The 22,965-nt window shown below is 45.2% G+C and carries 23 protein-coding genes; 7 read left to right on the top strand and 16 right to left on the bottom strand.

What is annotated here, in order from left to right; all coding sequences use genetic code 11:
* Positions 1–54 precede the first annotated feature (54 nt).
* The 4 genes from QTP81_RS06835 (at position 55) to QTP81_RS06820 (ending at position 4,143) form a co-directional block, all read left to right on the top strand.
* Entirely contained in the window at positions 55–783 is a 729-nt protein-coding gene (locus tag QTP81_RS06835) for a DUF1439 domain-containing protein (RefSeq protein WP_289364611.1), read from the top strand.
* Positions 784–876: 93 nt separating this feature from the next.
* The gene (locus QTP81_RS06830; protein ID WP_289364610.1) at positions 877–1,119 is read left to right on the top strand and encodes a hypothetical protein; all 243 of its coding nucleotides are present in this window, start codon (positions 877–879) and stop codon (positions 1,117–1,119) included.
* Between the two features lie 142 nt (positions 1,120–1,261).
* Entirely contained in the window at positions 1,262–2,191 is a 930-nt protein-coding gene (locus tag QTP81_RS06825) for a hypothetical protein (protein ID WP_289364609.1), read from the top strand.
* Complete coding sequence (locus QTP81_RS06820; protein ID WP_289364608.1) at positions 2,191–4,143, top strand: alpha/beta hydrolase family protein; 1,953 nt, start codon at positions 2,191–2,193, stop codon at positions 4,141–4,143. The genes QTP81_RS06825 and QTP81_RS06820 overlap by 1 nt, the downstream gene beginning before the upstream one ends.
* Before the next feature lie 72 nt (positions 4,144–4,215).
* Here the strand turns inward: QTP81_RS06820 and QTP81_RS06815 are convergent, their stop codons facing one another.
* From QTP81_RS06815 to QTP81_RS06805, 3 genes are read right to left on the bottom strand one after another with little or no spacing between them, the layout of a single operon-like run.
* On the bottom strand, positions 4,216–5,694 hold the full coding sequence (locus QTP81_RS06815; RefSeq protein WP_289364607.1) for a wax ester/triacylglycerol synthase domain-containing protein: 1,479 nt from the start codon (positions 5,692–5,694) through the stop codon (positions 4,216–4,218).
* Positions 5,695–5,703: 9 nt separating this feature from the next.
* Positions 5,704–6,345, bottom strand: coding sequence for a TetR/AcrR family transcriptional regulator (locus tag QTP81_RS06810; protein ID WP_289364606.1), 642 nt, complete (start codon positions 6,343–6,345; stop codon positions 5,704–5,706).
* A 9-nt stretch (positions 6,346–6,354) separates the two neighbouring features.
* Positions 6,355–7,563: a DUF445 domain-containing protein gene (locus QTP81_RS06805; RefSeq protein ID WP_289364605.1), complete on the bottom strand. Its 1,209-nt coding sequence runs from the start codon at positions 7,561–7,563 to the stop codon at positions 6,355–6,357.
* 206 nt (positions 7,564–7,769) lie between these two features.
* Between QTP81_RS06805 and QTP81_RS06800 the strand changes: the two genes are divergently transcribed.
* Together QTP81_RS06800 and QTP81_RS06795 are read left to right on the top strand one after the other, a co-directional pair.
* Positions 7,770–9,257 carry a DUF3336 domain-containing protein gene (locus tag QTP81_RS06800; protein WP_289364604.1) on the top strand — a complete coding sequence of 496 codons (1,488 nt, stop codon included), beginning with the start codon at positions 7,770–7,772 and terminating at the stop codon, positions 9,255–9,257.
* A complete protein-coding gene (locus QTP81_RS06795) occupies positions 9,254–10,609 on the top strand; it encodes a hypothetical protein (protein WP_289364603.1) in 1,356 nt (451 codons plus the stop codon). The genes QTP81_RS06800 and QTP81_RS06795 overlap by 4 nt, the downstream gene beginning before the upstream one ends.
* 51 nt (positions 10,610–10,660) lie before the next feature.
* Here QTP81_RS06795 and QTP81_RS06790 read toward each other — a convergent pair whose 3' ends face one another.
* The 3 genes from QTP81_RS06790 to fadR all read right to left on the bottom strand — a co-directional run bounded on the left by QTP81_RS06790 (position 10,661) and on the right by fadR (position 12,544).
* Positions 10,661–11,224 (bottom strand): hypothetical protein, encoded by a 564-nt coding sequence (locus tag QTP81_RS06790; protein ID WP_289364602.1) that lies wholly within the window; start codon positions 11,222–11,224, stop codon positions 10,661–10,663.
* A gap of 130 nt (positions 11,225–11,354) precedes the next feature.
* On the bottom strand, positions 11,355–11,714 hold the full coding sequence (locus QTP81_RS06785; protein WP_289364601.1) for a phasin-related domain-containing protein: 360 nt from the start codon (positions 11,712–11,714) through the stop codon (positions 11,355–11,357).
* 119 nt (positions 11,715–11,833) lie between these two features.
* The gene (gene fadR, locus QTP81_RS06780) at positions 11,834–12,544 is read right to left on the bottom strand and encodes a fatty acid metabolism transcriptional regulator FadR (RefSeq protein ID WP_289364600.1); all 711 of its coding nucleotides are present in this window, start codon (positions 12,542–12,544) and stop codon (positions 11,834–11,836) included.
* Between the two features lie 312 nt (positions 12,545–12,856).
* Here fadR and dsbB point away from each other — a divergent pair, with 312 nt between their 5' ends.
* Positions 12,857–13,378 carry a disulfide bond formation protein DsbB gene (gene dsbB / locus QTP81_RS06775; protein ID WP_289364599.1) on the top strand — a complete coding sequence of 174 codons (522 nt, stop codon included), beginning with the start codon at positions 12,857–12,859 and terminating at the stop codon, positions 13,376–13,378.
* Here dsbB and QTP81_RS06770 read toward each other — a convergent pair.
* The 10 genes from QTP81_RS06770 to yoaA all read right to left on the bottom strand — a co-directional run bounded on the left by QTP81_RS06770 (position 13,352) and on the right by yoaA (position 22,955).
* On the bottom strand, positions 13,352–13,861 hold the full coding sequence (locus QTP81_RS06770; RefSeq protein ID WP_289364598.1) for a YcgN family cysteine cluster protein: 510 nt from the start codon (positions 13,859–13,861) through the stop codon (positions 13,352–13,354). The two genes, dsbB and QTP81_RS06770, sit on opposite strands and share 27 nt — an antisense overlap.
* A gap of 14 nt (positions 13,862–13,875) precedes the next feature.
* Positions 13,876–14,544 (bottom strand): fumarylacetoacetate hydrolase family protein, encoded by a 669-nt coding sequence (locus QTP81_RS06765; protein ID WP_289364597.1) that lies wholly within the window; start codon positions 14,542–14,544, stop codon positions 13,876–13,878.
* Positions 14,541–15,518: a lytic murein transglycosylase gene (locus tag QTP81_RS06760; protein WP_289364596.1), complete on the bottom strand. Its 978-nt coding sequence runs from the start codon at positions 15,516–15,518 to the stop codon at positions 14,541–14,543. Before QTP81_RS06760 ends, QTP81_RS06765 begins: the two co-directional genes overlap by 4 nt.
* A gap of 1 nt (position 15,519) precedes the next feature.
* Positions 15,520–15,834, bottom strand: a complete 315-nt coding sequence (locus tag QTP81_RS06755) for a YcgL domain-containing protein (protein WP_289364595.1) — start codon at positions 15,832–15,834, stop codon at positions 15,520–15,522.
* The gene (rnd, locus tag QTP81_RS06750) at positions 15,831–17,012 is read right to left on the bottom strand and encodes a ribonuclease D (protein WP_289364594.1); all 1,182 of its coding nucleotides are present in this window, start codon (positions 17,010–17,012) and stop codon (positions 15,831–15,833) included. Before rnd ends, QTP81_RS06755 begins: the two co-directional genes overlap by 4 nt.
* Positions 17,013–17,021: 9 nt before the next feature.
* Positions 17,022–18,674, bottom strand: a complete 1,653-nt coding sequence (fadD, locus tag QTP81_RS06745) for a long-chain-fatty-acid--CoA ligase FadD (RefSeq protein WP_289364593.1) — start codon at positions 18,672–18,674, stop codon at positions 17,022–17,024.
* Between the two features lie 127 nt (positions 18,675–18,801).
* Complete coding sequence (locus tag QTP81_RS06740; RefSeq protein ID WP_289364592.1) at positions 18,802–19,683, bottom strand: alpha/beta fold hydrolase; 882 nt, start codon at positions 19,681–19,683, stop codon at positions 18,802–18,804.
* Positions 19,684–19,823: 140 nt separating this feature from the next.
* Complete coding sequence (locus QTP81_RS06735; protein ID WP_289364591.1) at positions 19,824–20,144, bottom strand: hypothetical protein; 321 nt, start codon at positions 20,142–20,144, stop codon at positions 19,824–19,826.
* A gap of 137 nt (positions 20,145–20,281) precedes the next feature.
* Positions 20,282–20,992 carry a tRNA (adenosine(37)-N6)-threonylcarbamoyltransferase complex dimerization subunit type 1 TsaB gene (gene tsaB, locus QTP81_RS06730; RefSeq protein ID WP_289364590.1) on the bottom strand — a complete coding sequence of 237 codons (711 nt, stop codon included), beginning with the start codon at positions 20,990–20,992 and terminating at the stop codon, positions 20,282–20,284.
* Positions 20,979–22,955 (bottom strand): DNA repair helicase YoaA, encoded by a 1,977-nt coding sequence (gene yoaA, locus QTP81_RS06725; RefSeq protein ID WP_289364589.1) that lies wholly within the window; start codon positions 22,953–22,955, stop codon positions 20,979–20,981. Before yoaA ends, tsaB begins: the two co-directional genes overlap by 14 nt.
* Positions 22,956–22,965 lie beyond the last annotated feature (10 nt).

Here is a 22,965-nt window from a genome sequence, read left to right as displayed (position 1 = left end):
CGTGGCACTTCATTATTTGCACCAATCAAACTAAATAACGTGAACTGAGCTCCTGTGTCGATCCTCTGGCGCCCACTGTCTTTTGCTGACCGCATGAAAGTTCTCATTGCGATGATAATGGTGAAAATGGGCAAGCTTAAATATGACCAATTCACTGAGCAGGAGCTCAATGATTTAATCGTTCCCTATTTCCCACAAACACTAGACATTCCCGTGCCTATCGGCAAAGGCCAACTGACGTTGTTAGAGGGCGAAATCAGCATGCCACAGAGTACCAACCGCATTCAGCTCCAGTTACTATGTGGTTTAGAAATAAGAGTACTGGCTAACCCCATATATCGCGCGCACTTGGTGGTGATCGTCTCAGCCGACCCTCATTATTTAAGTCAGCATGTAACACTGACAATAGAGAATATTCGGGTTGATGAAGTTGCTCTGATAAACGATGAATACGCGTTACTATCGGATACGAGTAAAATTATTGATTCACTCTCGCCGGTGCAATTATCCGGTCTTTTGGCAACCCCGATGAAATCGGCATTAAACATTCTTACCGCGGGTACATCAAATCAAGCGATCAACTATTTGCAGCTCTACATTGGTGGCAGCAAGCAAAAGATTCTAGATTACCATCGCCCACAAATCGAAAACCATGTTATTCAAGCTATCGCTGAAAACAATTTAACCTTTACTTTAGACCCGGCAGAATGGCGACAGAACTTATTTTCTCGATTGGGTAAACACGTGGTTGTGGAACAAAGCGAACTGCGTTTTTACTTTTAGTACCAACGTGCCTGATCTCGATCAAGTCAACATTTAGCAATGACCCGTATGCTACGCATTAAACGAAGAATATGCGTATTAAAAGTGAGTTAAATGACCGATAAACAAATCATTACGCTTCTAAAAGTTGTCATGTGCTTCGGTTTATTGTTAATTCTACTTGGCATCTATTTGCACAACTTTAGCGAAACCATGGAGTCAATGGGTGTTACGGGCATTATCATCAGTGCCGTCTGTGTCGCTGTCGGCATGGCGCTTTCACTGCCAACCAAAATGTATCTCACGTTTATTTGGGTAAAGCGCGAAGCGCAAAAACGCAATACAAATACATCTTGAGCACAGTATGACTCCATAGCATACTGGCACCGGACAAGGAATGTTGACGTCTTAGTGATTTTTGGCTTAATGAAGAGCCTCAGAACTGCTTCACGCCTAGATATTTCTTGTCATCCCCGTAGTAACAAGACAAGAAGTTAGTATGAAAAAACTGGTTTTAATTCCCTTATTGTGCGCATTAAGTGCGGATGCCTTAGCCGATCGCTGTGATAAGTATGCAGCTGAATTAGCGGCTGATTACAAAAGTGATATACAAGCGTTACAGGACGATTTTGATCAATCACTTGCGTCACACAAACGCAAATACCTTAAATATCAAGTCGACCCTGAATTTACCTTCGAAATGGTCGCCGATGTGTGGAAGTCACAGTTTGACTACGATACACACTATCAGCGCTTTACACATGAAATCTTAGCCGTTGCGACCAACCTCAATACCGACCCCAAAACACAAAAATATTGTAAAGATCAAGACACTATCGAAAACTGGCTAGAGCGTCGTGTTGACACTTACGAGAAACTACTCGGTCGATTAGAGGAACGCATTGACGCTCGCGTTGAGTTAGAAACGGTAGATGACACTCAAGGGCTGACCATAGTGTCTGCGTATTCTTATGGCGTTGCACCCAAAATTTCAATTGTCGGTGAAGGTGTATTAAGTAGCTTCAAGATTGGCCCACTTGTCTACGACCAACACTTTGAAGTGCGCGCTTTGGATAAAGGCACATACCGCTGGGATAGAGTTGAACTTGGTTTCAATGGGTTTGCATTACAAGACAGCAACATTGATGTTGCAGGCTCTACGAGCTACACATTTTACGATTTTACCGATGACGCCATGGTCTTTACAGTAACGCCGAAACGACTGAATTTTGCTGGAGTATTTATATTTGAAAGCACTAACCATGGTGCCAGAGCCGACCTACATGATCGTTCAGCAATTTCTATCAAGCTACTTGAGGAACAATATCCATACTTGCTGCACCGCTATGAGTGGCATAACGCATTAATGCCCTCTGATCCATTTTTGTCACACTATTACCAGCAGCGCTATCATCAGGAGGCAGAATAATGAAGTGGTATCTATTATTTAGCGTCGTTTTCTCAAGCATCACTTTTACACTGCAAGCGCAACAGGAAAAATTACCTGTGGAAGACTTTTTTCGCAGACCTGTTGTGGGTCAAGCGATATTGAGCCCTAGTGGTGACATGTTAGTTTATGAGAAGGTTGGGTCTGTTTATGTCGGCAGTCAAACTGTACCCTACACTGACGTGTATGGTGTTAATAATCGATTTTACATTCAGCATTTGGAGTGGCTCTCGGAGGACGTCCTCGCCATACAAACGCGCAATAAATCCAGTGGCAAGATTGGTACCATGATTCTTGAGTTGGCTTATGATGAGTCAGGTGTAACTGAAGTACGGCGTGATTTTATCGATGTGCAAGGATACATCGTTGATCGCCTGCCTAACCAACCTAACGCGATTCTTTTTGCTCAGTACCGCTGGAATGATGACAAGGTCTTCAGTGATGTACACAAGTATCCCCTGTTTGCTGATAAGCCTTATCGCTTTCAAAAACGCAGTAAATTCAATGCCAATAGCGGCAAGATCATAGAGTGGGTCACCGACCAAGGTAGTCGTCTTCGCGCTGGTATTTCCTATGAAGACAACAAACCAATTTTATGGAGCCGCCAACGAGAAAGTTCACGCAAGATGAAATCAATCTGGACGGGCGACGAAGATACTTATTTCAATATTTATGGCGTTGATGAGAACAATACTAAGCTATGGGTTATAACCGACTATCAACGTGACAAGCGGGCTGCGGTGGTATTTGATCTGGCCAGTGCCAGCGTAACAGAAGTGATATACGAGCATCCGGAACGGGATGTGCGATCAATTGTTATGGCGGGTGACGGACAAGCCCCAATAGCAGTTACCTACTTAGAGCAGGGGCGATTAAATCGATACTTTATCGATCCTGAAGCTCAGCGCGTATACGAAGTAATTGCAGCCCAAGAAGAAACGTTAAATCATACCGTTTTTGATAGCTCTGCTGATGCAAGCTCAATGATCATCGCACGTTACGGCGACAATAATCCAGGCCAGCTGCTGTACTGTTCCAAATATGGGCAGGCCTGTAATGCATTTGAATCACTGTTTCCTTGGTTAGATGATGTGACACTGTCAAATAAGGTCGTTTTCGAAACGGCGATCAATGACCAATACTCAATTGAAGCCTTTCTCTCTTATCCTGCGCATATTGATTTAAATGATGCCAATAGCGTACCACTGATCATTATGCCGCACGGCGGGCCAATTGGTGTGTATGACACCCAATACCTCACAGGGGATGTTGAATGGCTCGTGCATAATGGCTATGCCGTCTTACGAGTCAACTACCGTGGCTCCGGTGGCTATGGTCGGGATTTTGAACAGCAAGGCATGCAACAGTGGGGGCGCGCTATCGAAGATGATATTAACGCCGCTGTGCAAAATGCTTTTTCATCATACGCAGCTTTAGATCAAGACCGTGTATGTTTATTTGGTGGTAGCTATGGAGGGTACTCAGCGGTAATGGGTGTTCTAAGGGAGCCAGACACATACAAATGCGCGGTTTCTTTTGCGGGTGTAATGGACTTACCCTTGTTATTTAACACTAGTTCTGTACAGAACAACGAGCTCCTAACTGAAAAACTCAAAGAAATCATTGGCGATCCGAGTGTTCAGATGGAAGAGCTCAAATCATATTCACCGGTTTACAACGCGCAGAATATTCAAACCCCCATCATGCTCATTCACGGTACTAAGGACCGTATCGTAGATGTTGAACATACATGGCGCATGAGTCACATGCTTTCAATGTATGGTATTGAGCACAGGCGCGAAATAATGCGTAACTCAGGTCACTCTTTTACTTCAACCGATGAAGTGAAACAGATGTACGAGTGGGTAATGCCGTTTTTCCATAAACACTTGAAAAAACCTGCTGTGCATCGGACATCAGAAACAGCGGAATAGTCTTTCCATTTATACTGCAACAAAAACGCCGAGCAATTACTCGGCGTTTTTGTTGAATTAGCTAAACTACGGTTAACTGGCCTGTTTGCTCTCTGTGTGTAAGGTTTCGGTCACTATTGACACTGGCATTTCCGCAATGTGCTCGCCGATATCAGCAATATTGACTGTCGGATCATCAATGCTCTTTTCAAGTAGGTCAAATGCCTCCGCACAGTATTCTGCGAGGGGTTGTAATGTCTTAATGTTTTTATTGCAACACACCATGCCGATATTCGCGACGCCTGAATAGGTCATCAAGGTGATGTTAACACCGCCCCCCGGCGTCATGGTTGAAACCGGATAGTTGGCAATGAGTTCACTGTCTTTTAAATAACGTTTTTCAGCGGGGCCCGGTACATTTGAAACTAACAAATTTGCAATCGGCCGAGTCACATTCGACAAACGCAAAACTTCAAAAATGAGCGCAAACGATTGAATTACCACAGTGTAATAGCTAAATGCACCGGGACTAGCATGTTGCGCCGCATGCTTCACAATGCGGTGATTGGCAATAATTTGTCGCAAACGCACATATGGGTCTGTTTCGCCATGGGCAAGCTCGACCGGCACAATGGCAATCTTATTACCTGAAGTCTGCTCACCGGGTTTGCGTAAATTAATTGGCATATTTGTAAACAAGGCTTTTTCAAAGGTGTGACCGTAATCCTGCAAAAAACGGTGAATTGCAATATCGAAGACGCATAACAGGATTTCATTTGCTGAAGCACGCGTCTTTTTTCCGACAACTCGCACGCGCTCAAAATCAATATCCATCGTTGCAACGGCGCGTCCAGACTTAACTTGTCCAGTAAGGACGGTTCTGGTGCCGCTAAATGGGATTGGCATATAGTGCCGATTAATCCAAATAATCTTGAAAAACAAACGAATAAAAATAACTAATAGGTCTTTGGTAGCAACTAACAGACTCCAGGTTTGACGTAACATCTTGCGCCAAAATTTTACTCTGGGACCTTTATTGCGCTTGCGCTTGACCGCCCAAACCGGAATAAAGCTCTCGGTCGTGGATTCGGTGTGATACCCCTGTTGAAACCAGCGGACTAGCGTCGCACCGTCACCGTACATGTGATGGACTTTGACGTATATACCGTAAACATCGCTTTTACCGTCGTGAATAAAGTGAAATTGCCAAAGAGGCTTATCGCGATCGAGCATCACTTCGTGCATTTTTGCGATGTACTCATCGAGTGCAGGTCTATCTGACATATCATCCACTTTGTGTATTTGCACGTGATAGTGCATGTCTAGACGTGTACTGGGTACTAAGCGCAGTGGAAAGCCGAGAAAACTCCTCACATGACAATTAAACGGCGCCGACGCTTTATCGTATTGGCTGACTTCGTTGTACAAAGCTTCCACATAGTCGGGCGCTGCACTTTCTGGTTTTTTCAGCAGTTGCAAACTGGCTACATGTTTCGGGTTATCAACGGATTCCGTCAGCCAAAATGTTTTATCCAAAAACGTTAACGTCTTCGCTTTTGCTCGCTTATTCATTGCGTCTGCCTATGTGTTTCCGCGGGTAAATGCATGTAATGACAATTGCTGTTGCAGCTCGGTTAAGTTTTCCACCGGCACGCGCATTCTTGGTGTCAATAATGTCAACAACAGTGCCAGTGTACTATAAATTTGGTGATCATCATCCACATCGCCTTTCATTTGATAATACTGGCTGGACTGAACGATGGTTAAACTCATCATCTCTACTAGCGATTTCAATTCATTGTCTGTCAGGCTCAGCAATTCACGTTGTTGCGCCAATGTGAGAACTGACTCTAATTTAGCTTCCAAACGCTTTACCAAACGCACCAAGTTTTTCGCGACCTTAGGGTATTTTTCCATCAAGTCCATGGGCGAACGATATAAGAAACGATAAAGATGAATATGCTCAAGCAATAGGTAAAGGTAATAGAAGTACTCTTCTAACGTAAGCTTATCAATGTTTTGTACGTCAAGGAGACGGTCAAATTGATGGGTATGAATATCGAACAAGGCGTCAACGATAAGTTCTTTGCCTTTAAAGTGGTAGTACAAATTGCCTGGACTGATATCCATTTCATTGGCAATATCTACACTGGTCACCGAGCTCTCGCCGTGATAATTGAACAACTCCAACGATGTAGCAAGGACCCGTTCTGCAGTTTTCATGTACTCCTCCTAACCGAAGACAAAATAAAGCTGGGCAACCCCGGCAATGCCTCCTAGTACAGCACCTGTAACAATTAACTTCCATTCATCTGCTTGATATGCAGGACGCAACACACCTTCGAACTCTTCCGGACTCAATTCTTGCATTCGCGCACACAAATCATCCCCCACTTGTAAAGCTTTATTAGCATAATCATAAGCATACATGAGGTACTTGTCCGAGTTTAAGAAAATTTGCTTAACCGCGAGCTCTTTCATTTGGAAATAGTTTTCTGAACCAACACCCAGCGCAAAATAAGGCTGTGCGATAGACACATAGCGCTCGATAGCATCGTTTACGTGTAGTTCAATAAGCTCTAACAACTGCTGTGAGCCAGATCCATGTAAAATCATATTGGTGATATTTTTTGAGTTGATCAGCTTTTGTTCAATGATATCGGAGTAAACTCGAGCCACCTCATTTTGTCGTTTGAGAAACATGCCTTGGATTTTGACTGGACCAAGCTTGACGGGGTGTTTGGGCTCAAAGATTATTTTTATCGCAATCCAATTTGTGGCGTACCCCACTAACAATCCCCCCAAAGGCAATATCCACCATGTTTGATAGAAGTACCAAAAGAGCATTGTTGGCAAACCGAATAAGAAGCCAAAATAGAATCCAGATTTTACGATAAACGGAAACTCTTTCTCTCCCGATTTCAAGAAAATTTCATTGATCAATTCGGGCTCGCTAACCAATTGCTCGACCACGAGCTCCTTGATGTCGAGAATTTCGTTTACGTTGTGTTGAAAGTCATTGACTAGCTTGTGTACGACATTGGGAATATCTGCCTCGATCCGCGCGTAGACCAAATCTTTGCCTGCAGCCGGCAACCCCGCCCACAAATGCGGTGCAGATTCGCGCATAACTTCGTTGACGATTTTCTTCACGACTTGTTTGAGACGCCGCTGTATAGCTTTAGTTAGCTCTTCAGGGTCGAGACGCTCGGCAAGCTCTTCTACGCTCAATAACTTCCCAAGTACTAGTTCTACTTCTATTTCTGCCATCTCTCGTCGTTTGGCAGGGATCAAGCCTTGCCAACCAAATATCGGTTTGATGCCAAAAAACTCGATGGGATAGAACATCATTTTTACGGCTAAAAAATTAGTGAACCAGCCCACCACCGCACTAACCAGTGGGATGGTGAAAAGCATCAGATTGGCGAGGATCCATTCCATAGCGACGATTTGCGCCTTGTTTTATCGTGAATTACTACAATATCAGAGTGTAACCTAAAGTTTTGTCGGCGTAACCACCAAACATCGCCTAATTTGATGATTATTGCTGGGTATTAGCCACAATACGTTAACTCAATAAATTGGGTAGTGGTTTCTAAACATTTTGTTTACACTGATTCAAGATAAATAGCTTTTAAAGGTGATGTATGCCTTTGTTTAACAATCGATTGGCGCAATTGGATGATGCCATTGAACATGCAGAGACCTATGGGGAGTATCGCGAAGCGTGTGCCGAACACGACGAGCTCTCTGGTGCCAACGAATGGAAAGCAAAAGACCCCTGCCGAGATTACGATTATCGTTTGATCCGTAAACGGGTACAACGGATAAAGTTGGCCCGCGGTCAAGGTGATATTTTAAGCCTGATGTCGATACTCCATGAAGGCTTACACGGTAATCTAGGCAACATTGCCAATCCCGTGCTGCAGCATCAATCTAAGCTTGGCACCAAGCATTTGATTGAAGAATTCAATCAACAAGTCGCTGGCGCACTTGACGATATATACGCTGCCAATGAAACAGAAGTAGACTTCTACGAAAAATTATCATTCTTCGAAGAAACTGCACATGCATTTGGCCGCAGCTGTTTAATGCTAAGCGGTGGTGCAGGCCTCGGATTCTTTCATTGCGGTGTGGTTAAATCGTTGAATGAACGCGATTTACTACCCGGTGTAATTTCAGGTGCAAGCGCTGGCTCAATCATTGCCGCAATGCTCGGCACTCGCACACGCGATGAATTGATCGATGTTTTGAATGCGGAGTTTATATACAATAAATTCCGCAATTGGCGAGTGTTTAAAGGCGTTACCGGCAAAAGCATGTTTGACAGTACGCAACTCGAAAATGCGCTGATTGAAATGTTTGATGTAATGACGTTTGAAGAGGCCTTTAAACGCACGGGTTTACACATTACGATAACGGTTTCACCTGCCGATCTACATCAGTTTTCGCGTTTGCTGAACGCAAAAACATCGCCCAATGCGATTATTACCCAAGCAGTGCGTGCTTCATGTGCGGTGCCAATTGTGTTCAGTCCGGTGCAGTTACGGGCTAAAAACGCCGCAGGAGAAATTGTCCCATACATACCGAATCGCCGATTTGCTGACGGCTCGTTGATGGCTGATTTACCTTTCGAGCGTCTAGCGCGCTTGTACGGTGTAAACCATAGTATTGTCAGTCAGACCAACCCGTTAGCGGTGCCATTTTTGTCGCGTAATCGCAAAGACGCCAATAGTGTATCGAGTATTACCATGCGTCACATTACCAATCTGGCCAAAGTGAATAGTATCTATGCGTTTGATGTATTGGAGTCAGCAGTAGGTAATCGCGCGGCGAAATTAGCCATTCACAAATTGCGTTCGGTAATCGATCAACAATATGTTGGGGACATCAATATTTTACCCGAGCGCGGCATGCGCAGTTTGGCTCATTTATGGTCCAATCCTACCGTTGAGAGTATCGCGGAATTAATTCGCAATGGTGAGAAAGCGACTTGGCCACAACTTGATTATATTGAGCGCAGTACGCATATCAGCCAGTTGTTACGCCGCTATTTGAAACAACTCAAAGAGCGCGAAGCTCGGGTTCTTGGACAAGCACAAAATTTACGTTTAGTGGAATCGAAAACTGCATGAATAAGGCATTTGCCGGCGATCCGTATATAAGAAAGGTATTAGAAATCGTTGATCTTATCTCTTCAGAAAACGACGAGGTTGATTCGGTTTTTGATGATATCACCGCGTTTTTCGTTGGGGATGCCAAGAGTACCCGACAGCAATTAGATCTTAAAATTGCAATTTCGGTTTTACAGGATAAGTTGGCTGAGGGTGCGGATAGTGCGACTGATGCAGAGTTACAAGATGCGATAGCGAAACTCGATGAGGCCAAACAAGCAGATGATACGTCGCGCAATCGTCGACTAGCGAAAGTACGGCGCTTGTGTCAAATGGTATTTGATTGTTGCGAAGGTAACTCATATCCAGAAACACAACAAAAGACAGCCAAATTCTTGGCTGCATTGTGGCTAATTGCAGAACAATCTGAAGCATCACACCAAACGATCCACCAAAAACTCAAAGTGCCGTACAAGATGGCACTGACGTTGCGTTTGGTTGACGAAGTGATTCGCAAGCAAATATGTAAAGTGCCAAATTGGCAATCATTCCGTCAACCCGAAGCGCGCTACAATGAAGATATCGAGACTCGCAAGCTCTGGTATGCAACTGTCGCTACACCTGCAATGATTGCTGCATTATTTCAAGATGCCGGTCTGCAACACCCGTTAGCACTTAAATTACTTAACGGTGCAGATGGCAATGCCAACCCGTTTAGAGTACTAGAAGCTGACGAGCGCCAGTCATTACTCAAAATGAACTATCGCTTTAGTGTCGATTACGTAACTTTAGGTTTGGGCGTTGACTATGCCACTGATTACGCAACACCAGAACAACAAGTGATAGCTCATGCAACCGTGCTAGAGCTGGTTAAAGATGCATACAAGCCTAAGTCTGGGATAGGTCAGATATTGAAAATCCCGCAGATTTACACCTCAATTGTGCTATCAACCAAACCCGATTTTTCACGTGTGGACGTGCCTAAAGGTTGTGCTCTAATTGATCAACTAGGTAAAAAAGGTGTTCTCAATAGCCAACTTGCCGAAGCTTTTAATGCGATAACCGGCGTATTTCCACAAGGTTTTGGGATAAACACAACCAAATATTCGGGAATTGTTTTAGGGCTAAATCCACGTAAGCAACACGAACCCAACGTATTGCCGCTATTTGCTAAAGCCGGCTACCCATTAGCAGAATCACCGCAAGTCGCACATAAAATAGAAAACTATTACTTCAGTGAGACTCGTAAACAGTTCACGCCAAGCGAAAATGAACAAATAGACACCTTGGTTAAACAAACCGATACAATCGAACCTAGTTGGTTAGCGAGTGACGCATTTCACGACTGGCGGGCTATTTGGCAACGCCAATAAAAAAGGAGCTTGAACTCCTTTTTTATTTTGCTAATGGCTTAAACGCCTGTCTTATTCAGCTTTAGGTGCCGTTTTTTTTGCTGCTGGCTTTTTTGTTGTTGCGGGCTTTTTAGCTGCTGGCTTTTTTGTTGTTGCCGGCTTTTTAGCTGCGGGCTTTTTGGTAGCTGCCGGTTTATTTGCCGCAGGCTTTTTCGCTGCGGGTTTCGCCGCGGCGGCAGTTTTTGTGGCCGTTGACTTCGCGGGTGCCTTGCGTGTCTGAGTTTTCTTTGCAGCCGCAGCTTCTTTTGCACGCTGTTCAGCGAGTAATGCTACTTGGTCGATGAGTTTGTCGACCTTACCTGATAGCTGGTCCAACTGCTTTTCGCGTTGCGCGCTGCCAAAACTCAAAGCATCAAACCAGTTTTTAATTGTCTTGTTCATTTTATCACTCCGCGGCATGGCTTTTTTCAGGTCAGCTTCAACAGCCTCCCCTCGACTTGCAAGATCGTTGAATAAAGCATTTGATTTAGACACAGCATTATCAAATTGAGTCGATAAGTCACTAACTTGATTCGCCACTAATCCGCAGTATGCGTTAACAAAACTAGTAAATGGATTTTTGCTGGTTGTAGACATTTCACTTCCCTCAATCGATTTTTTGCTGTGCTTTTCAGTGTAGTCGTTACTGGTAATGTCGCTACATTTTTTGATGCAGTTAATCGTCAGCAACGGAAAAGAAAACGCACTCCGAAGAGTGCGTTAGGTTTTATTTAGCGGCTGCAAGCTTCGCAACGGCTTCAGTTAACGCGTCAATTTTTGCGCTAAGCTCTTCGATCTTTTGATCGGCATTATCATTATCTAAGCCCAGCTTTTTACGCACGTCAGCAACGCGCTCTTCAACTTCTGACGTTGTCTGCTTAAACTTGCCTTTTGCATCTTCTTCAAGGGCTTCACCTTTAACCACTAACTCTTCAAACATTTTTTGAGTTTCAGTGCTTATTTGCTCGTAACGACCTTGAGCTTCGTCAATGCTCTTACCGTATGCACCTAAACCTGCCAACCAGATTTTACGTGCGAACTCTTCTGCTTCGTTGAACTTAGCTTTAATTTGATCTGTTTTAGTCATGATGTTCTCCAGTGACCGATTTAACTTTCATATATAGAGTACAAACGACAATTAGAAACCGCATACTAATATGCGGTTTTTTTGAAAAACTTTTTTAAGCGTATGAATTAATTAGGAATTTAATCGACCAGATCGCTTGGCATTGACTCTCTTACTTCACTCCACACCACACCTGATTCGATGCCGTATTGACGAAGTAAATTGGGAACAGACTCATAATCGCCTTGTTTGGCTGCGGCAAGCAATTTGGCGTAAAAATCTTTGGCCACATCGCGAGCTCTTTGATGCGAAAAAAAGTAACCGCCGATACGCGAGTACATGCCGCGAAACCCATTCATCATTAACACGAATACTGGGTTACCAGAAGCAAGAGCAAGATCATGGTTTAATTGATAGTCGAAATCAGCGAATGCGGGGCCGTCTTCAGGGACTTCTGTATAGCGACTAATAATCTCTACAGCCTTATCGGCGTTATTGCGCAGTGCGCCGCGAATGAAAACAGCACTCAAATTAGTTCTAGCTGCGAGCAAGTTATCTATTAAGTCAGAAATACCATCTTGATCAAGCCGAGCGAGTGTTTCGAGGATATTTAAACCACAGGTTTCCCAAAAGTTATTAACTTTCGTGGGTTTGCCGTGTTGGATAGTTAACCAGCCATCCCGAGCCAGTCGCTGTAGTACTTCGCGCAACGTTGTACGGGTGACTCCGATCAACTCAGAGAGCTCACGTTCTGCTGGAAGTATCGTACCGGGCGCAAAACGTCCACTCCAGATCGACTCTACGATATACTCTTCTGCGAATCCGGCAGGACTTTGGGCCTTATAAATCATGTACGACGCACCTGTGTTCTTATTTTTAACGACTGATTGTACCAGTCAATATTGGCAAGATTCCAGTCTCACGTAAACATAAAAATAACAATTAGCAATAAGTCGTAGAGTAAGAAGCCAAAAACAACCGTACGCAAGACCAATATTAAGTGGTTAACCCTCTGAATTACATAAATTATTCCAGTACTTTCCTGCTCAACGTATGATTAGTATTTGCCCGATGTATTGGAAACTCGGTATTATGTTCAACAACCGAGTAGTATTCCCTCAGGGCTAGCTCAAATTCCTAAACAACAATAACAAGAGAATTTTATGGTCGTAATGTTAAGTCAATGGTCAAAGCAACGTTCAAGTTGGGGTTTATTATTCGTTTCTGCTTTGGCGCTGGAGCTAACGGCTTTGTACTTTCAGCACGCTATGGGCCTTCAGCCATGTATTAAGTGTATCTATCAACGTACAGCAATGTTTGGAATTCTGTTTGCGGCATTATTACCTTTGCTGCACAACACCAGCTTAACGCGCCTGGTTGCGTATGGTGTGTGGGGATTGTCGGCAGTCTGGGGATTTATGATTGCCTACGAACATGTAGACATTCTCAGCGCCCCAAATCCATTCTTTGCACCCTGTGAAATAGTTCCTAACTTTCCAAGCTGGATGCCATTGCATGAATGGCTGCCTGATATTTTTGCCGCAACTGGCGACTGCCTAGATGATACATGGCAATTTGCCGGCATGGGCATGGCGCAGTGGATGATGGTTATCTTCGGTTTCTACGTTGCATTATTAGTGGTAGTGCTGGCCGCACGCTTAATCCACATCTTCAAGCGGCCATAACGCGATATATTGCTGAAAGTCATCAAGGTATACGTCTGCCTCTGACACGGTCTTACCGCGCACCGACATTCCTGCCTTATGCATTGCCGATTTTTTATTGCCGTTGAGTAATGGGTGCCAACTCGGCAATCCTCTACCCTCTTGTAAGCGGCGGTAACTGCAACTCGGTGGCATATAATAGATTTGTTCCAAGTTGTCTTTGGTCAACTGCACACATTCGGGCACCAACGTTGTGCGGTTTGCATAGTCTGTGCAACTGCAAGTTTTGGTATTGAGCAGCTCACAAACGATATTGGTAAAGTGTACCTGCTCGCCATCATGAATAACCTCGCTGCCATCTACTTCGTATACTGAGCGTTCTTCAGACTCGTCATCAATAAACTTATGCAGGCAGCATTTTGCGCAGCCATCACAAATCGACTCCCACTCCCGCGGTGTCATTTCTGCCAATGTTTTGGTTTCCCAAAAGGGTGTTTCTGCCATGTTCGAGCTCATCGTTACTCAATAATCACATTCGAAGCATAGGACATATGCTTACCCAGCCGCAATATGAGGTTATCGCCATTGTCGATTTCGCCCACGCCTTTTGGCGTGCCTGTGAGGACTACATCCCCTGGTAATAATGTGAAGTTTTTTTGAATCTCTCGCAGCAGCTCTGCATAACCAAACAGCATGTCATGCGGGTTGCCATATTGACGCAGCTCACCATTAATCGCCAGCGAGAATACTTGCATCCAATCCCCATTGAGTTCTTCTATGGGAACGAAAGGTGTCATTGGGCAGCTTCCGTCAAATGCCTTAGCACGCTCCCAGGGGTGCCCAGCCGCTTTCAATTTCGCTTGCGTCGCTCGCAGGGTTAAATCTAACCCGAGTCCCATACCAATGACAGCGGATAAATTCGAATCACTAGCTAAATGTGCAGTTTTTTCCCCGATCAACAAGGCTATCTCAAGTTCATAGTGATAAGGCTCGTCTCGATGCCGCAAACACACGCCGCGCTCAAAACTCTGTAATGCAGTTGCTGGTTTGATAAATAGCACCGGCTCGCCCGGGATGTCATTCCCTAATTCACGGGCATGCTCAGCGTAATTGCGTCCCACGCACACCACTTTGCCGGGCTTGTGCTCGACTAACGCACCATGGTGCCACTTGTGTTGGTAACTCATGACCCCTTTTTAATCCGCTCGGACAAATAGGCTACCGAAATACCAAAGTAGCTTGAGCGGTTCCATTTCATCAGTGTTTGAAAATTATTGTATACCAAGTAGGCACGCCCTTGTGCCCCGTCTGGCATAACCAAATTTGCAGTCATCGTCACTTGCGGTAAATCTCGACCATCAAAACGGCGGATCCCAAGTGTTTGCCAATCGGATAAGTCTTTAGCCGCTTGTCGATTTAAGCTTGCCAGTCTACTCAACTCAGGGTCAAGCAGGCTTACTTGGCGCCCCCACGTTTGCGTACCGTTCCACCCTTCGCTAGCTAAGTAATTAGCAATTGATGCAAACACATCGGCCGTTGAACGCCATATATCGGTTTTGCCATCGCCATCAAAATCTACGGCGTAAGTTAGAAATGAGCTAGGCAGGAATTGGCTTTGTCCCATTGCACCGGCCCAAGAGCCAGTAAAACTATCCAGTTCTACATGACCGGCCTTGAGAATCGCCAAAGCATCAAAGAACTGTTTGCGAAATAACGCTTCGCGTCGGCCTTCAAACGCCAAAGTTGCTAGGGCAGACAGCACGGGAACCTTGCCTTGGATGCGTCCAAAATTGCTTTCATTACCCCATAGCGCAACGATAAAGCGCTTTTGTACACCAAATTGGCGCTCTACAGCTTCTAACAGTTCAAAGTGTTTGTTAAGTAATTCTACCGCTTGCTTGACCTTCCAGTCTGGAACGCGAGTTTGTAAGTATTCAGTGAGGGTTATTTTGCGTTCAGGTTGATTGCGATCACGTGTTATTACTCGCTCGCGCATTTTAATCGTTGCAAAGGCCGGTTCGAGAAAAGTCTCAGAATACCCTTGACTCAGAGCCTCGCTCTTTAAGCCCTGTACATATGCATCAAAAGCCTGTTGCTGTTCATTGGCATGCACTGTTACCGCGGTCAACACAAATAACGCGATACTGATAAATCTAACCATACTAGTAGTCAGCCTTGGGAGGCTGTGGAGCCAGCCCTAAAGATTCGCGATGTTCAGCAAGCCAGTTTTCCTGTTGTGGCGGCATTTGCAAATAGAATCCATCGCGCTCAAATGCGCTCAATAATGCGTCTTTGCTTACACTGTGCAAGGTTTTACTGGTCTTTAAAGGAATGTGCATAACCAGTTGCGGGTGCCCAAAGCGCTCCATCAGGGCCTGTGGAACGGCATCGAAATTATCCGCCTGTGGAACATACAAAAACATACCGTCTTTCTTTCGTGTTTTATACACACTGCAAAGGAGGCTGGGTGTACTCATTCAATCTCTCGTATGGGTTTACCGAGTTGGGACAGGAGGCTTTGTTTAAACAACGGTCTGCGCCAACCCATTAATAAATCGGGCAGCATGCCGGTGACGGCCGTTTCATCTAACTCGAACCACCACCACTTCAATAACTGATTAAGCTGCTTTTTAGACGCCAACAATTCAACCGCGATTGCGTGTTCGGTCGCAATCTGCTGACACAACGCCTTAAGGCCTGCCAATTCCTTCTTGTAGGCAGGAATATCTGCCAGTCTTTTAACTCGTGGCACAGCGCAAGCATCTGGGTTGGTATTATACGCATTAATTGCCTGATTCACTATGCCGATGAGTTGATCTCCACGTTTGCGAATCTCTTGCGGCAATAACACGCGCAATCCAGATAACTTAGATTTACTGCGCGGCAAATGCATAGCAACGCTCAATAAATGCTGCTCCTTAACAATAAAATTTATTGCTGTATTGGTTTCGCGAGCTAATGTTAAACGCCATGCGGCCAAGCGTTTCAAAACATAGCGTTGTTGCTCATTGAGCTTCCATACATTACCAAATGTCAAATACGCATAGTCAGCTGGTACCATTGCTGCTTTTTTTGCTGCCAGTACCGCTAACTCCTGATAAATCATTGCCCGCTGATTGTTCGCGTCTATTTTCATGGCTAAATCTGAATAGCACTGAAACAAATAGATCACGTCGTTTGCGGCATAGTGCAATTGTTTATTCGTGAGTGGACGGGCAAGCCAATCAGTGCGTGATTCGCCTTTATCAATCTGTGTATTACAAATTAACTCGACCAACTTTGCATAGCCCAATGTCGGCCCCATCCCCAGCACATTGGCGGCAAATTGCGTATCAAAAATAGGTGAAGGGGTAACCTTAAGGTGGCTCTGAAAGACTTCTAAGTCCTCTGAGCAAGCATGTAATACTTTAACAATACTCTCGTTTGCAAGTAACTGTGCAAAGGGCGTTAAATCTTCGAGATGTATAGGGTCAATCAAGTATGTCGAATCACCATCATTGACCTGTAAAAGGCCCAACTGCGGAAGCAGAGTTCGGGTCCTTACAAACTCTGTGTCTAATGCCAAGACCGTATTGTGCGAGAGTCTCTCACACAATACTTCAAAGTCTTTTTGGCTTTCAACTAATTGATATTCTTGGGTCGCTTCAGGCTGCATTAAAGATGCTTAATCACGCAGCTCTCGGCGCAAAATTTTGCCTACATTAGTTTTCGGCAAATCGTCTTTAAACACGATGTGTTTAGGCACTTTATAACCGGTTAAATGAGAGCGGCAATGCTCAATTACCATTGCCTCAGTGAGACCCTCGTCTTTCTTAACGACAAAGAGTTTAACTACCTCACCTGAAACCTCATGAGGGACGCCAACAGCAGCCGCCTCAAGCACCATATCATGCATTGCAGCGACTTCTTCGATTTCGTTGGGGAACACATTAAAGCCCGAAACCAGAATCATATCTTTTTTGCGATCAACAATGTAGAAATACCCTTGTTCATCAACCTTAGCAATATCACCGGTGGCTAACCAACCATCTTTGAGTATTTCAGCAGTGGCCTCAGGTCGGTTTAGATACCCCATCATAACTTGCGGGCCTTTGACCCACATTTCCCCTACTTCACCAGGCGCCACTTCGTTACCGTCATCATCCATCAACTTAATATCTGTTGACGGTACAGGCATACCGATGCTGCCTTTGTATGCCTCAAGTTGCGGAGGATTTACAGTTACCACCGGCGAGCACTCTGTCAGGCCGTAGCCTTCTAATAATACAGTGCCGGTTACTTCTTGCCATTTCTCAGCGACGGGGCGCTGCACAGCCATACCGCCTCCAAGGCCAAACTTAAAGTTACTAAAATCAAGCTCACTGAATCCAGGTGTATTAAGTAAGCCGTTAAACAAGGTATTTACACCAGGAAGAACAGCAAATGGATATTTGGCTAATTCGCTAACAAAACCGGGCATATCACGAGGATTGGTAATTAATAAGTTCGGGCAACCAAACTTCATAAACAATAAGCAGCTGCCCTGCAAAGCAAAAATATGGTACAGCGGTAGTGCCGTAACCACGAGGTCTTTACCAGGTGTTATTGCTGTAGCCAAGATACCAGAAACCTGCTCTAAATTGGCAACCAAGTTACGATGAGTCAACATCCCACCTTTAGAAACCCCTGTCGTACCGCCGGTATACTGTAAAAAAGCTAATTCTGTATTTTTAATCTCTGGTCGTTCGTATTTTTGCGACTCACCTTGTTTTAACGCTTGCGTGAATCGCTTCGCATTTGGCAGATTGTACTCCGGAATCATTTTTTTAAGGTATTTGACCCCAAAATTCACAATCCAGCGTTTGGGTGCGGGCAGCATATCGCCAATGGATGTTAACAAAACGTTCTCGACAGGCGTGTCATTTATTACCTGCTCTAAGGTCGTTGCAAAATTTTCAACGATAACGATCGTTTTGACGTTAGCATCGGTAAGCTGGTGTTGCAGTTCGCGTGGTGTGTAAAGGGGGTTAACGTTAACGACTACCATTCCAGCACGCAACACACCGAATATCGCGACTGGGTACTGCAACATGTTTGGCATCATAATAGCCACAGAGTCACCGCGCTTGAGACCTGAGTTTTGTAAATACGCGGCAAACTGCTTTGACAGCTGGTCAAGCTCTCCAAAGGTCATGGAGTGCCCCATATTGATATAAGCGGTTTTATCTTTGTACTTTTCCACCGACTGTTCAAATACGTCGACGAGCGAAGAATAGATGTCGGGGTTAATTTCAGGTTCTATGCGAGGGTCGTAATGCTGCAGCCAAACTTTTTCCATGGTGTTTCCAGCTTTATTTATTATTTGTTTATCGTTACATATCACTGATAGCGGTTGGTATCAGCAACAAGGCATCTTGTATAAAGGTAACACAAAGTTAAATGATGCGAAGCTACAAATGTTAATTTCATGTACTTATATTGTGCAAAAATGCTGCGATCGGTGCCCAAATCTGCTCGGTGTTATACATATGTAAGTGATGACCTCCTGTCAGGTGAACAATTTCAGCACTGCCAAACCACTGCTCGCGCTGTTGCCAGAGACCGCGTTTAGCCAGTAAACCGTCATCGGCAATAATAATTTGCATCGGACAGCTCAACTCGGTCATCAACTCTTGCGCCTGCTGCTCAGTTAAGCGAATCAAAGAAGCATTGCGCAGACGGCTGTCGGTGCGCCACACAACCTGAGTACCACCATCTCCAGCCTCAACAATCACCGGGCGAGTAGCTCTTTTGATCAATAACTCTACCAGTTCACCACTTAACTCCGTATGTTGTTGCCGTTTATCTATCAGTTGTGTCAGAGGCACAGGACTGGCTATCGATCGTTTGGCGCGGCGCTGATGCCGACTTAATACGCCTGTGCGCAGATTTTCCGCTACTGAACTTTCCGTAGTGATTGGCCCCATTGCGTCAATCGACACGACGGCTCTTACCATTTCAGGAAAAGTTGCTGCGTAAATACTTGATAGAATCCCGCCCATAGAATGCCCCATAAGTATTACGTTTTCCCACTTCTGCTCTGTGAGCAACTGATGTAAGTCGTCGATGTAATCAAACTGCTGATAATCTGTGCCTGGTGGACGATGATCAGATAATCCATGCCCTGCCCAATCGAGTGCAATAATGTGATAATCCGTGACTTCGGTTAATAGAGGTATAAAGCTAGCGGCATTATCTAACCAGCCGTGTAACGCTACTATAAGGGGCTTATGGGTAAGGTTATTGGTTAACCCTCGCAAGGTAATATGAGGTAGTTCAAACGCTATCGGTACTAAATGATTAGGCATAATGTCTTACCACTTCCGGCTGTTTAGACAGTAAACCCGTTAACCGCTCATTTTGCAATGTTGTTGCGCTGAAAAAGCCGGCAAATTGTTGCCGTTAGCGGGAATAATATTGCCACAACGTGGCAAATAACAACCCATTATTATGCGTAAATATCGATACCTAGCAGACCTCTTATTTCTTCTCTGCGCTGTTCGGTTTGTAAGCTCTGGTAGGTGTTTAAAGCCGCTTGAGTTTGCGGGTTAGGCGCATCGTAGTTGCTGCGCCGTTGCTGACGGAAGCGCTCGGCTTGCTCAAATGCCTCTGCATTTGCTTGTCGAGATACGGTTTGTGTTACTGGTAGCTCAGTCTGTTGGCGTTGCTGTTGCTGGGCGCGCGCTTCCGCCTCGCGCTCAGGTTGTCGTTGCGCAGGGTTAATGATGAGAGCATTTTGTGAGGCGACTATCGACGACTCAATTTCCACGTACTACAGACCTTACTTAATTGGCTACAAACCTGGATGCGATTCAATAACCGTTCCAGCTTTGTAAACTATTGGTTGTTTTGTCAGTTTAGCAGGTCAAAAGTAAAGCACTGTTGATGTTGTGAAAATTCGTTTTGCTATTCACGTCCAGGTAACTTCTTCCATGTCACTGTGTCTCGCAAATACACGGGCTGTACGTCCATGATCGATTGGAGGCGCTGTTCGATAATCGCTTGCTCCACTTCAGGTAGCATGAATTTAGCGTTTGGCAATGTAACCGATAGCTCTGTAGTTCCCTCGGGTATAAACGTGCTTAGTGCTTCGTAGGCTTGCCACCCGGTCCCTGCAAATTCGGGATCATCTGCGTTGCGCACATGCTGCTGAGCAATCTGTGGGTCAACCACACACTCTTGACCTTGTATCTCCAATACCTCTCCAACCCGCTTATAATGAGCGAAATAAACCTCATTCATGCGCGCGTCTATTGCGACTAAAATATCATCCTTATCCGTGTTAGCCGAAACTTCTTGAGCCAAAGCCAGTAAGGTTGAGACTCCGACCACAGGAACGTTCAGTCCAAATGCCAACCCTTGTATAGTTGCAATGGCGATGCGAACACCAGTGAAACTTCCAGGACCTCGACCGAAACCGAGAACATCCAAGTCTTTCAAGGTTATGTCGGCTTCATCACACACCGATTGAATCATAGGTAATATGCGTTGGCTGTGTTGCTGCGGACAAATTTCAAAACGCGAATAAACACGCTGGTTATGCCATAGCGCCACCGAGCAAGACTCTGTCGCAGTGTCTAAGACTAGTAATGTTTGTTCTGGTTTATGCTTCAACATCGGATTGTTCCGTTAAGTGAGTCGCTTCACTAACTTCAGAAGGTTTTGGCGTTCTTATTTGAGTTAAAAAGTCGAGCGTGGCCTGCAAATCTCTGCTGCGACGCATTGGCGGTAAACTACTTAAGAAGATCTTACCATAGTCCTTAGTCACTAGGCGATGGTCACAGATAATCAGTACACCTGAATCACTCGCATCCCTGATCAACCGCCCTGCGCCTTGTTTTAGCGCAATAACGGCTTGCGGAATCGCAATTTGTGCAAATGGATTGCCCCCTCGACGCTTACAATCTTCACTGCGCGCTTGTAGCAAGGGGTCATCGGGTGCAGCAAATGGTAGCTTGTCGATCATCACGCAAATCAAGTCATCACCGCGCACATCAACGCCCTCCCAGAATGCTCCAGTCCCCAGTAAAACTGCGTTTTTATCGGTCAGGTAGGCATTGAGCAGTGCGCGTTTGGATGTCGTACCTTGCACTAAAATCGTTCGCGTACTGGTTTGCAACAGTGCTTCAGCAACTGCGCGCAGGGTTGCATGACTGGTAAACAGTAAAAAACAGCGCCCATTACTCGCCTCGATAACACGCTCGGCGATCGCAACCAAACGCGTTATCCGCTGCGGTGAATTGGCTTCGGGTAAGAATCTCGGAACGCAGAGCATTGACTGTTGCTGATAGTCAAACGGGCTATCTAGCAGCAGTGTGTCTGCAGATTCCAATCCCATACGTGCCTGAAAGTGCTTAAACCCACCGTCGACCATTAATGTCGCAGAGGTAAATATCCAGGCTTTGTCATCTCCCTCAACAAATTCACGGAATTTATTCGCTATTGATAGAGGCGTTAAATGCAAAACCACGTGTCTTGGTGTAGTTTCATACCATAAACTAACCCCTGTTTTGTCGAGGTTTAACATCGCGTCAAGGCGCTCTCGACTTATCGACAAGCGCTCGAACATGTTGTCGAGATCTTTGTCTCTGCCAATGTGTAGTTTCATCACTTGATGCAACACGCCTAACGCATCTTTTAAGCGGAAAATCGCCGTTTCAACATCGTCGCGATTAAGTGCTTTGCGCCAATCTCCACGTTGCGGAGACTCAGGAAAAAGTAAGCGGAAGTCTTGCAATAACTGCCTACACTTATCTGCTGCGCGATCCAGTTGCTGAGCATCTTTCAACGAGGTTCGATAGAGCAGTGAGATATCTTTGCACATATCAAACAATTGTCGGCTAGATAATGACTCACCAAAATACTCACTGGCTATTTCCGGTATTTGATGCGCCTCATCAAAGATAACCGCGTCAACTTCGGGGATCAGCTCACCAAACCCGGTGTCCTTAAGCGCCATATCAGCAAAAAATAAGTGGTGGTTGACCACAATGACGTCTGCCTCAAGCGCTTTTTTACGCGCTTTCACTAAGTAACAGTCTGAGTATTCGGGACAATCTTTACCGGCGCAATTATCCACTGTAGATGTGACTAACGGCAAAACCTTGGCATCCTCGGGGATTGCTGTAAGTTCACCGACATCCCCAGTTTTGGTTGCAGTTGACCACTGTTTTACATGCGTCATTTGCTCGAGAGTTTCCGCGTCTAACAGCGTAGTTGAGCGAGTGTTTTGGGCTAAACGATGAATGCACAAATAATTCGCTCGGCCTTTTAACAAGGCGATTTGTCGCTCGCCACTGAGTGCCTCGCGGATAACAGGCAAATCGCGATGGTAGAGTTGCTCTTGAAGATTTTTAGTGCCGGTGGAGATGATCACCTTGCGTTGCCCCACTAACACTGGCGCCAAATAGGCGAAGGTTTTGCCGGTACCCGTGCCCGCCTCCACAATCAAAGCGCTTTTGTCTTTGAGAGTATTCGCAACGGCATTGGCCATTTCAGTTTGTGATTGGCGCGGCGAGTAGCCAGTGATATGCTCCGCAAGCAAACCGTCAGCGGAGAATATTGCGGCGATTTTTGACATTGAAAACTTC

The organism is Neoalteromonas arenosi (assembly GCF_030362855.1).
Classification (GTDB): domain Bacteria; phylum Pseudomonadota; class Gammaproteobacteria; order Enterobacterales; family Alteromonadaceae; genus Alteromonas_E; species Alteromonas_E arenosi.
This window is presented reverse-complemented; position numbering and strand designations above follow the sequence as displayed.

Bases quoted from the DNA above. Each gene is read 5' to 3' on its own strand.
- QTP81_RS06760 (WP_289364596.1), bottom strand. From the start codon at position 15,518: ATGGTTAGATTTATCAGTATCGCGTTATTTGTGTTGACCGCGGTAACA.
- QTP81_RS06755 (WP_289364595.1), bottom strand. From the start codon at position 15,834: ATGAGTACACCCAGCCTCCTTTGCAGTGTGTATAAAACACGAAAGAAA.
- QTP81_RS06765 (WP_289364597.1), bottom strand. From the start codon at position 14,544: ATGAGTTACCAACACAAGTGGCACCATGGTGCGTTAGTCGAGCACAAG.
- QTP81_RS06800 (WP_289364604.1), top strand. From the start codon at position 7,770: ATGCCTTTGTTTAACAATCGATTGGCGCAATTGGATGATGCCATTGAA.
- QTP81_RS06785 (WP_289364601.1), bottom strand. From the start codon at position 11,714: ATGACTAAAACAGATCAAATTAAAGCTAAGTTCAACGAAGCAGAAGAG.
- QTP81_RS06830 (WP_289364610.1), top strand. From the start codon at position 877: ATGACCGATAAACAAATCATTACGCTTCTAAAAGTTGTCATGTGCTTC.
- QTP81_RS06820 (WP_289364608.1), top strand. From the start codon at position 2,191: ATGAAGTGGTATCTATTATTTAGCGTCGTTTTCTCAAGCATCACTTTT.
- dsbB (WP_289364599.1), top strand. From the start codon at position 12,857: ATGGTCGTAATGTTAAGTCAATGGTCAAAGCAACGTTCAAGTTGGGGT.
- QTP81_RS06815 (WP_289364607.1), bottom strand. From the start codon at position 5,694: ATGAATAAGCGAGCAAAAGCGAAGACGTTAACGTTTTTGGATAAAACA.
- rnd (WP_289364594.1), bottom strand. From the start codon at position 17,012: ATGCAGCCTGAAGCGACCCAAGAATATCAATTAGTTGAAAGCCAAAAA.
- QTP81_RS06740 (WP_289364592.1), bottom strand. From the start codon at position 19,683: ATGCCTAATCATTTAGTACCGATAGCGTTTGAACTACCTCATATTACC.
- QTP81_RS06805 (WP_289364605.1), bottom strand. From the start codon at position 7,563: ATGGAATGGATCCTCGCCAATCTGATGCTTTTCACCATCCCACTGGTT.
- QTP81_RS06825 (WP_289364609.1), top strand. From the start codon at position 1,262: ATGAAAAAACTGGTTTTAATTCCCTTATTGTGCGCATTAAGTGCGGAT.
- QTP81_RS06790 (WP_289364602.1), bottom strand. From the start codon at position 11,224: ATGTCTACAACCAGCAAAAATCCATTTACTAGTTTTGTTAACGCATAC.
- tsaB (WP_289364590.1), bottom strand. From the start codon at position 20,992: ATGTTGAAGCATAAACCAGAACAAACATTACTAGTCTTAGACACTGCG.
- yoaA (WP_289364589.1), bottom strand. From the start codon at position 22,955: ATGTCAAAAATCGCCGCAATATTCTCCGCTGACGGTTTGCTTGCGGAG.
- fadR (WP_289364600.1), bottom strand. From the start codon at position 12,544: ATGATTTATAAGGCCCAAAGTCCTGCCGGATTCGCAGAAGAGTATATC.
- QTP81_RS06770 (WP_289364598.1), bottom strand. From the start codon at position 13,861: ATGGCAGAAACACCCTTTTGGGAAACCAAAACATTGGCAGAAATGACA.
- fadD (WP_289364593.1), bottom strand. From the start codon at position 18,674: ATGGAAAAAGTTTGGCTGCAGCATTACGACCCTCGCATAGAACCTGAA.
- QTP81_RS06810 (WP_289364606.1), bottom strand. From the start codon at position 6,345: ATGAAAACTGCAGAACGGGTCCTTGCTACATCGTTGGAGTTGTTCAAT.
- QTP81_RS06795 (WP_289364603.1), top strand. From the start codon at position 9,254: ATGAATAAGGCATTTGCCGGCGATCCGTATATAAGAAAGGTATTAGAA.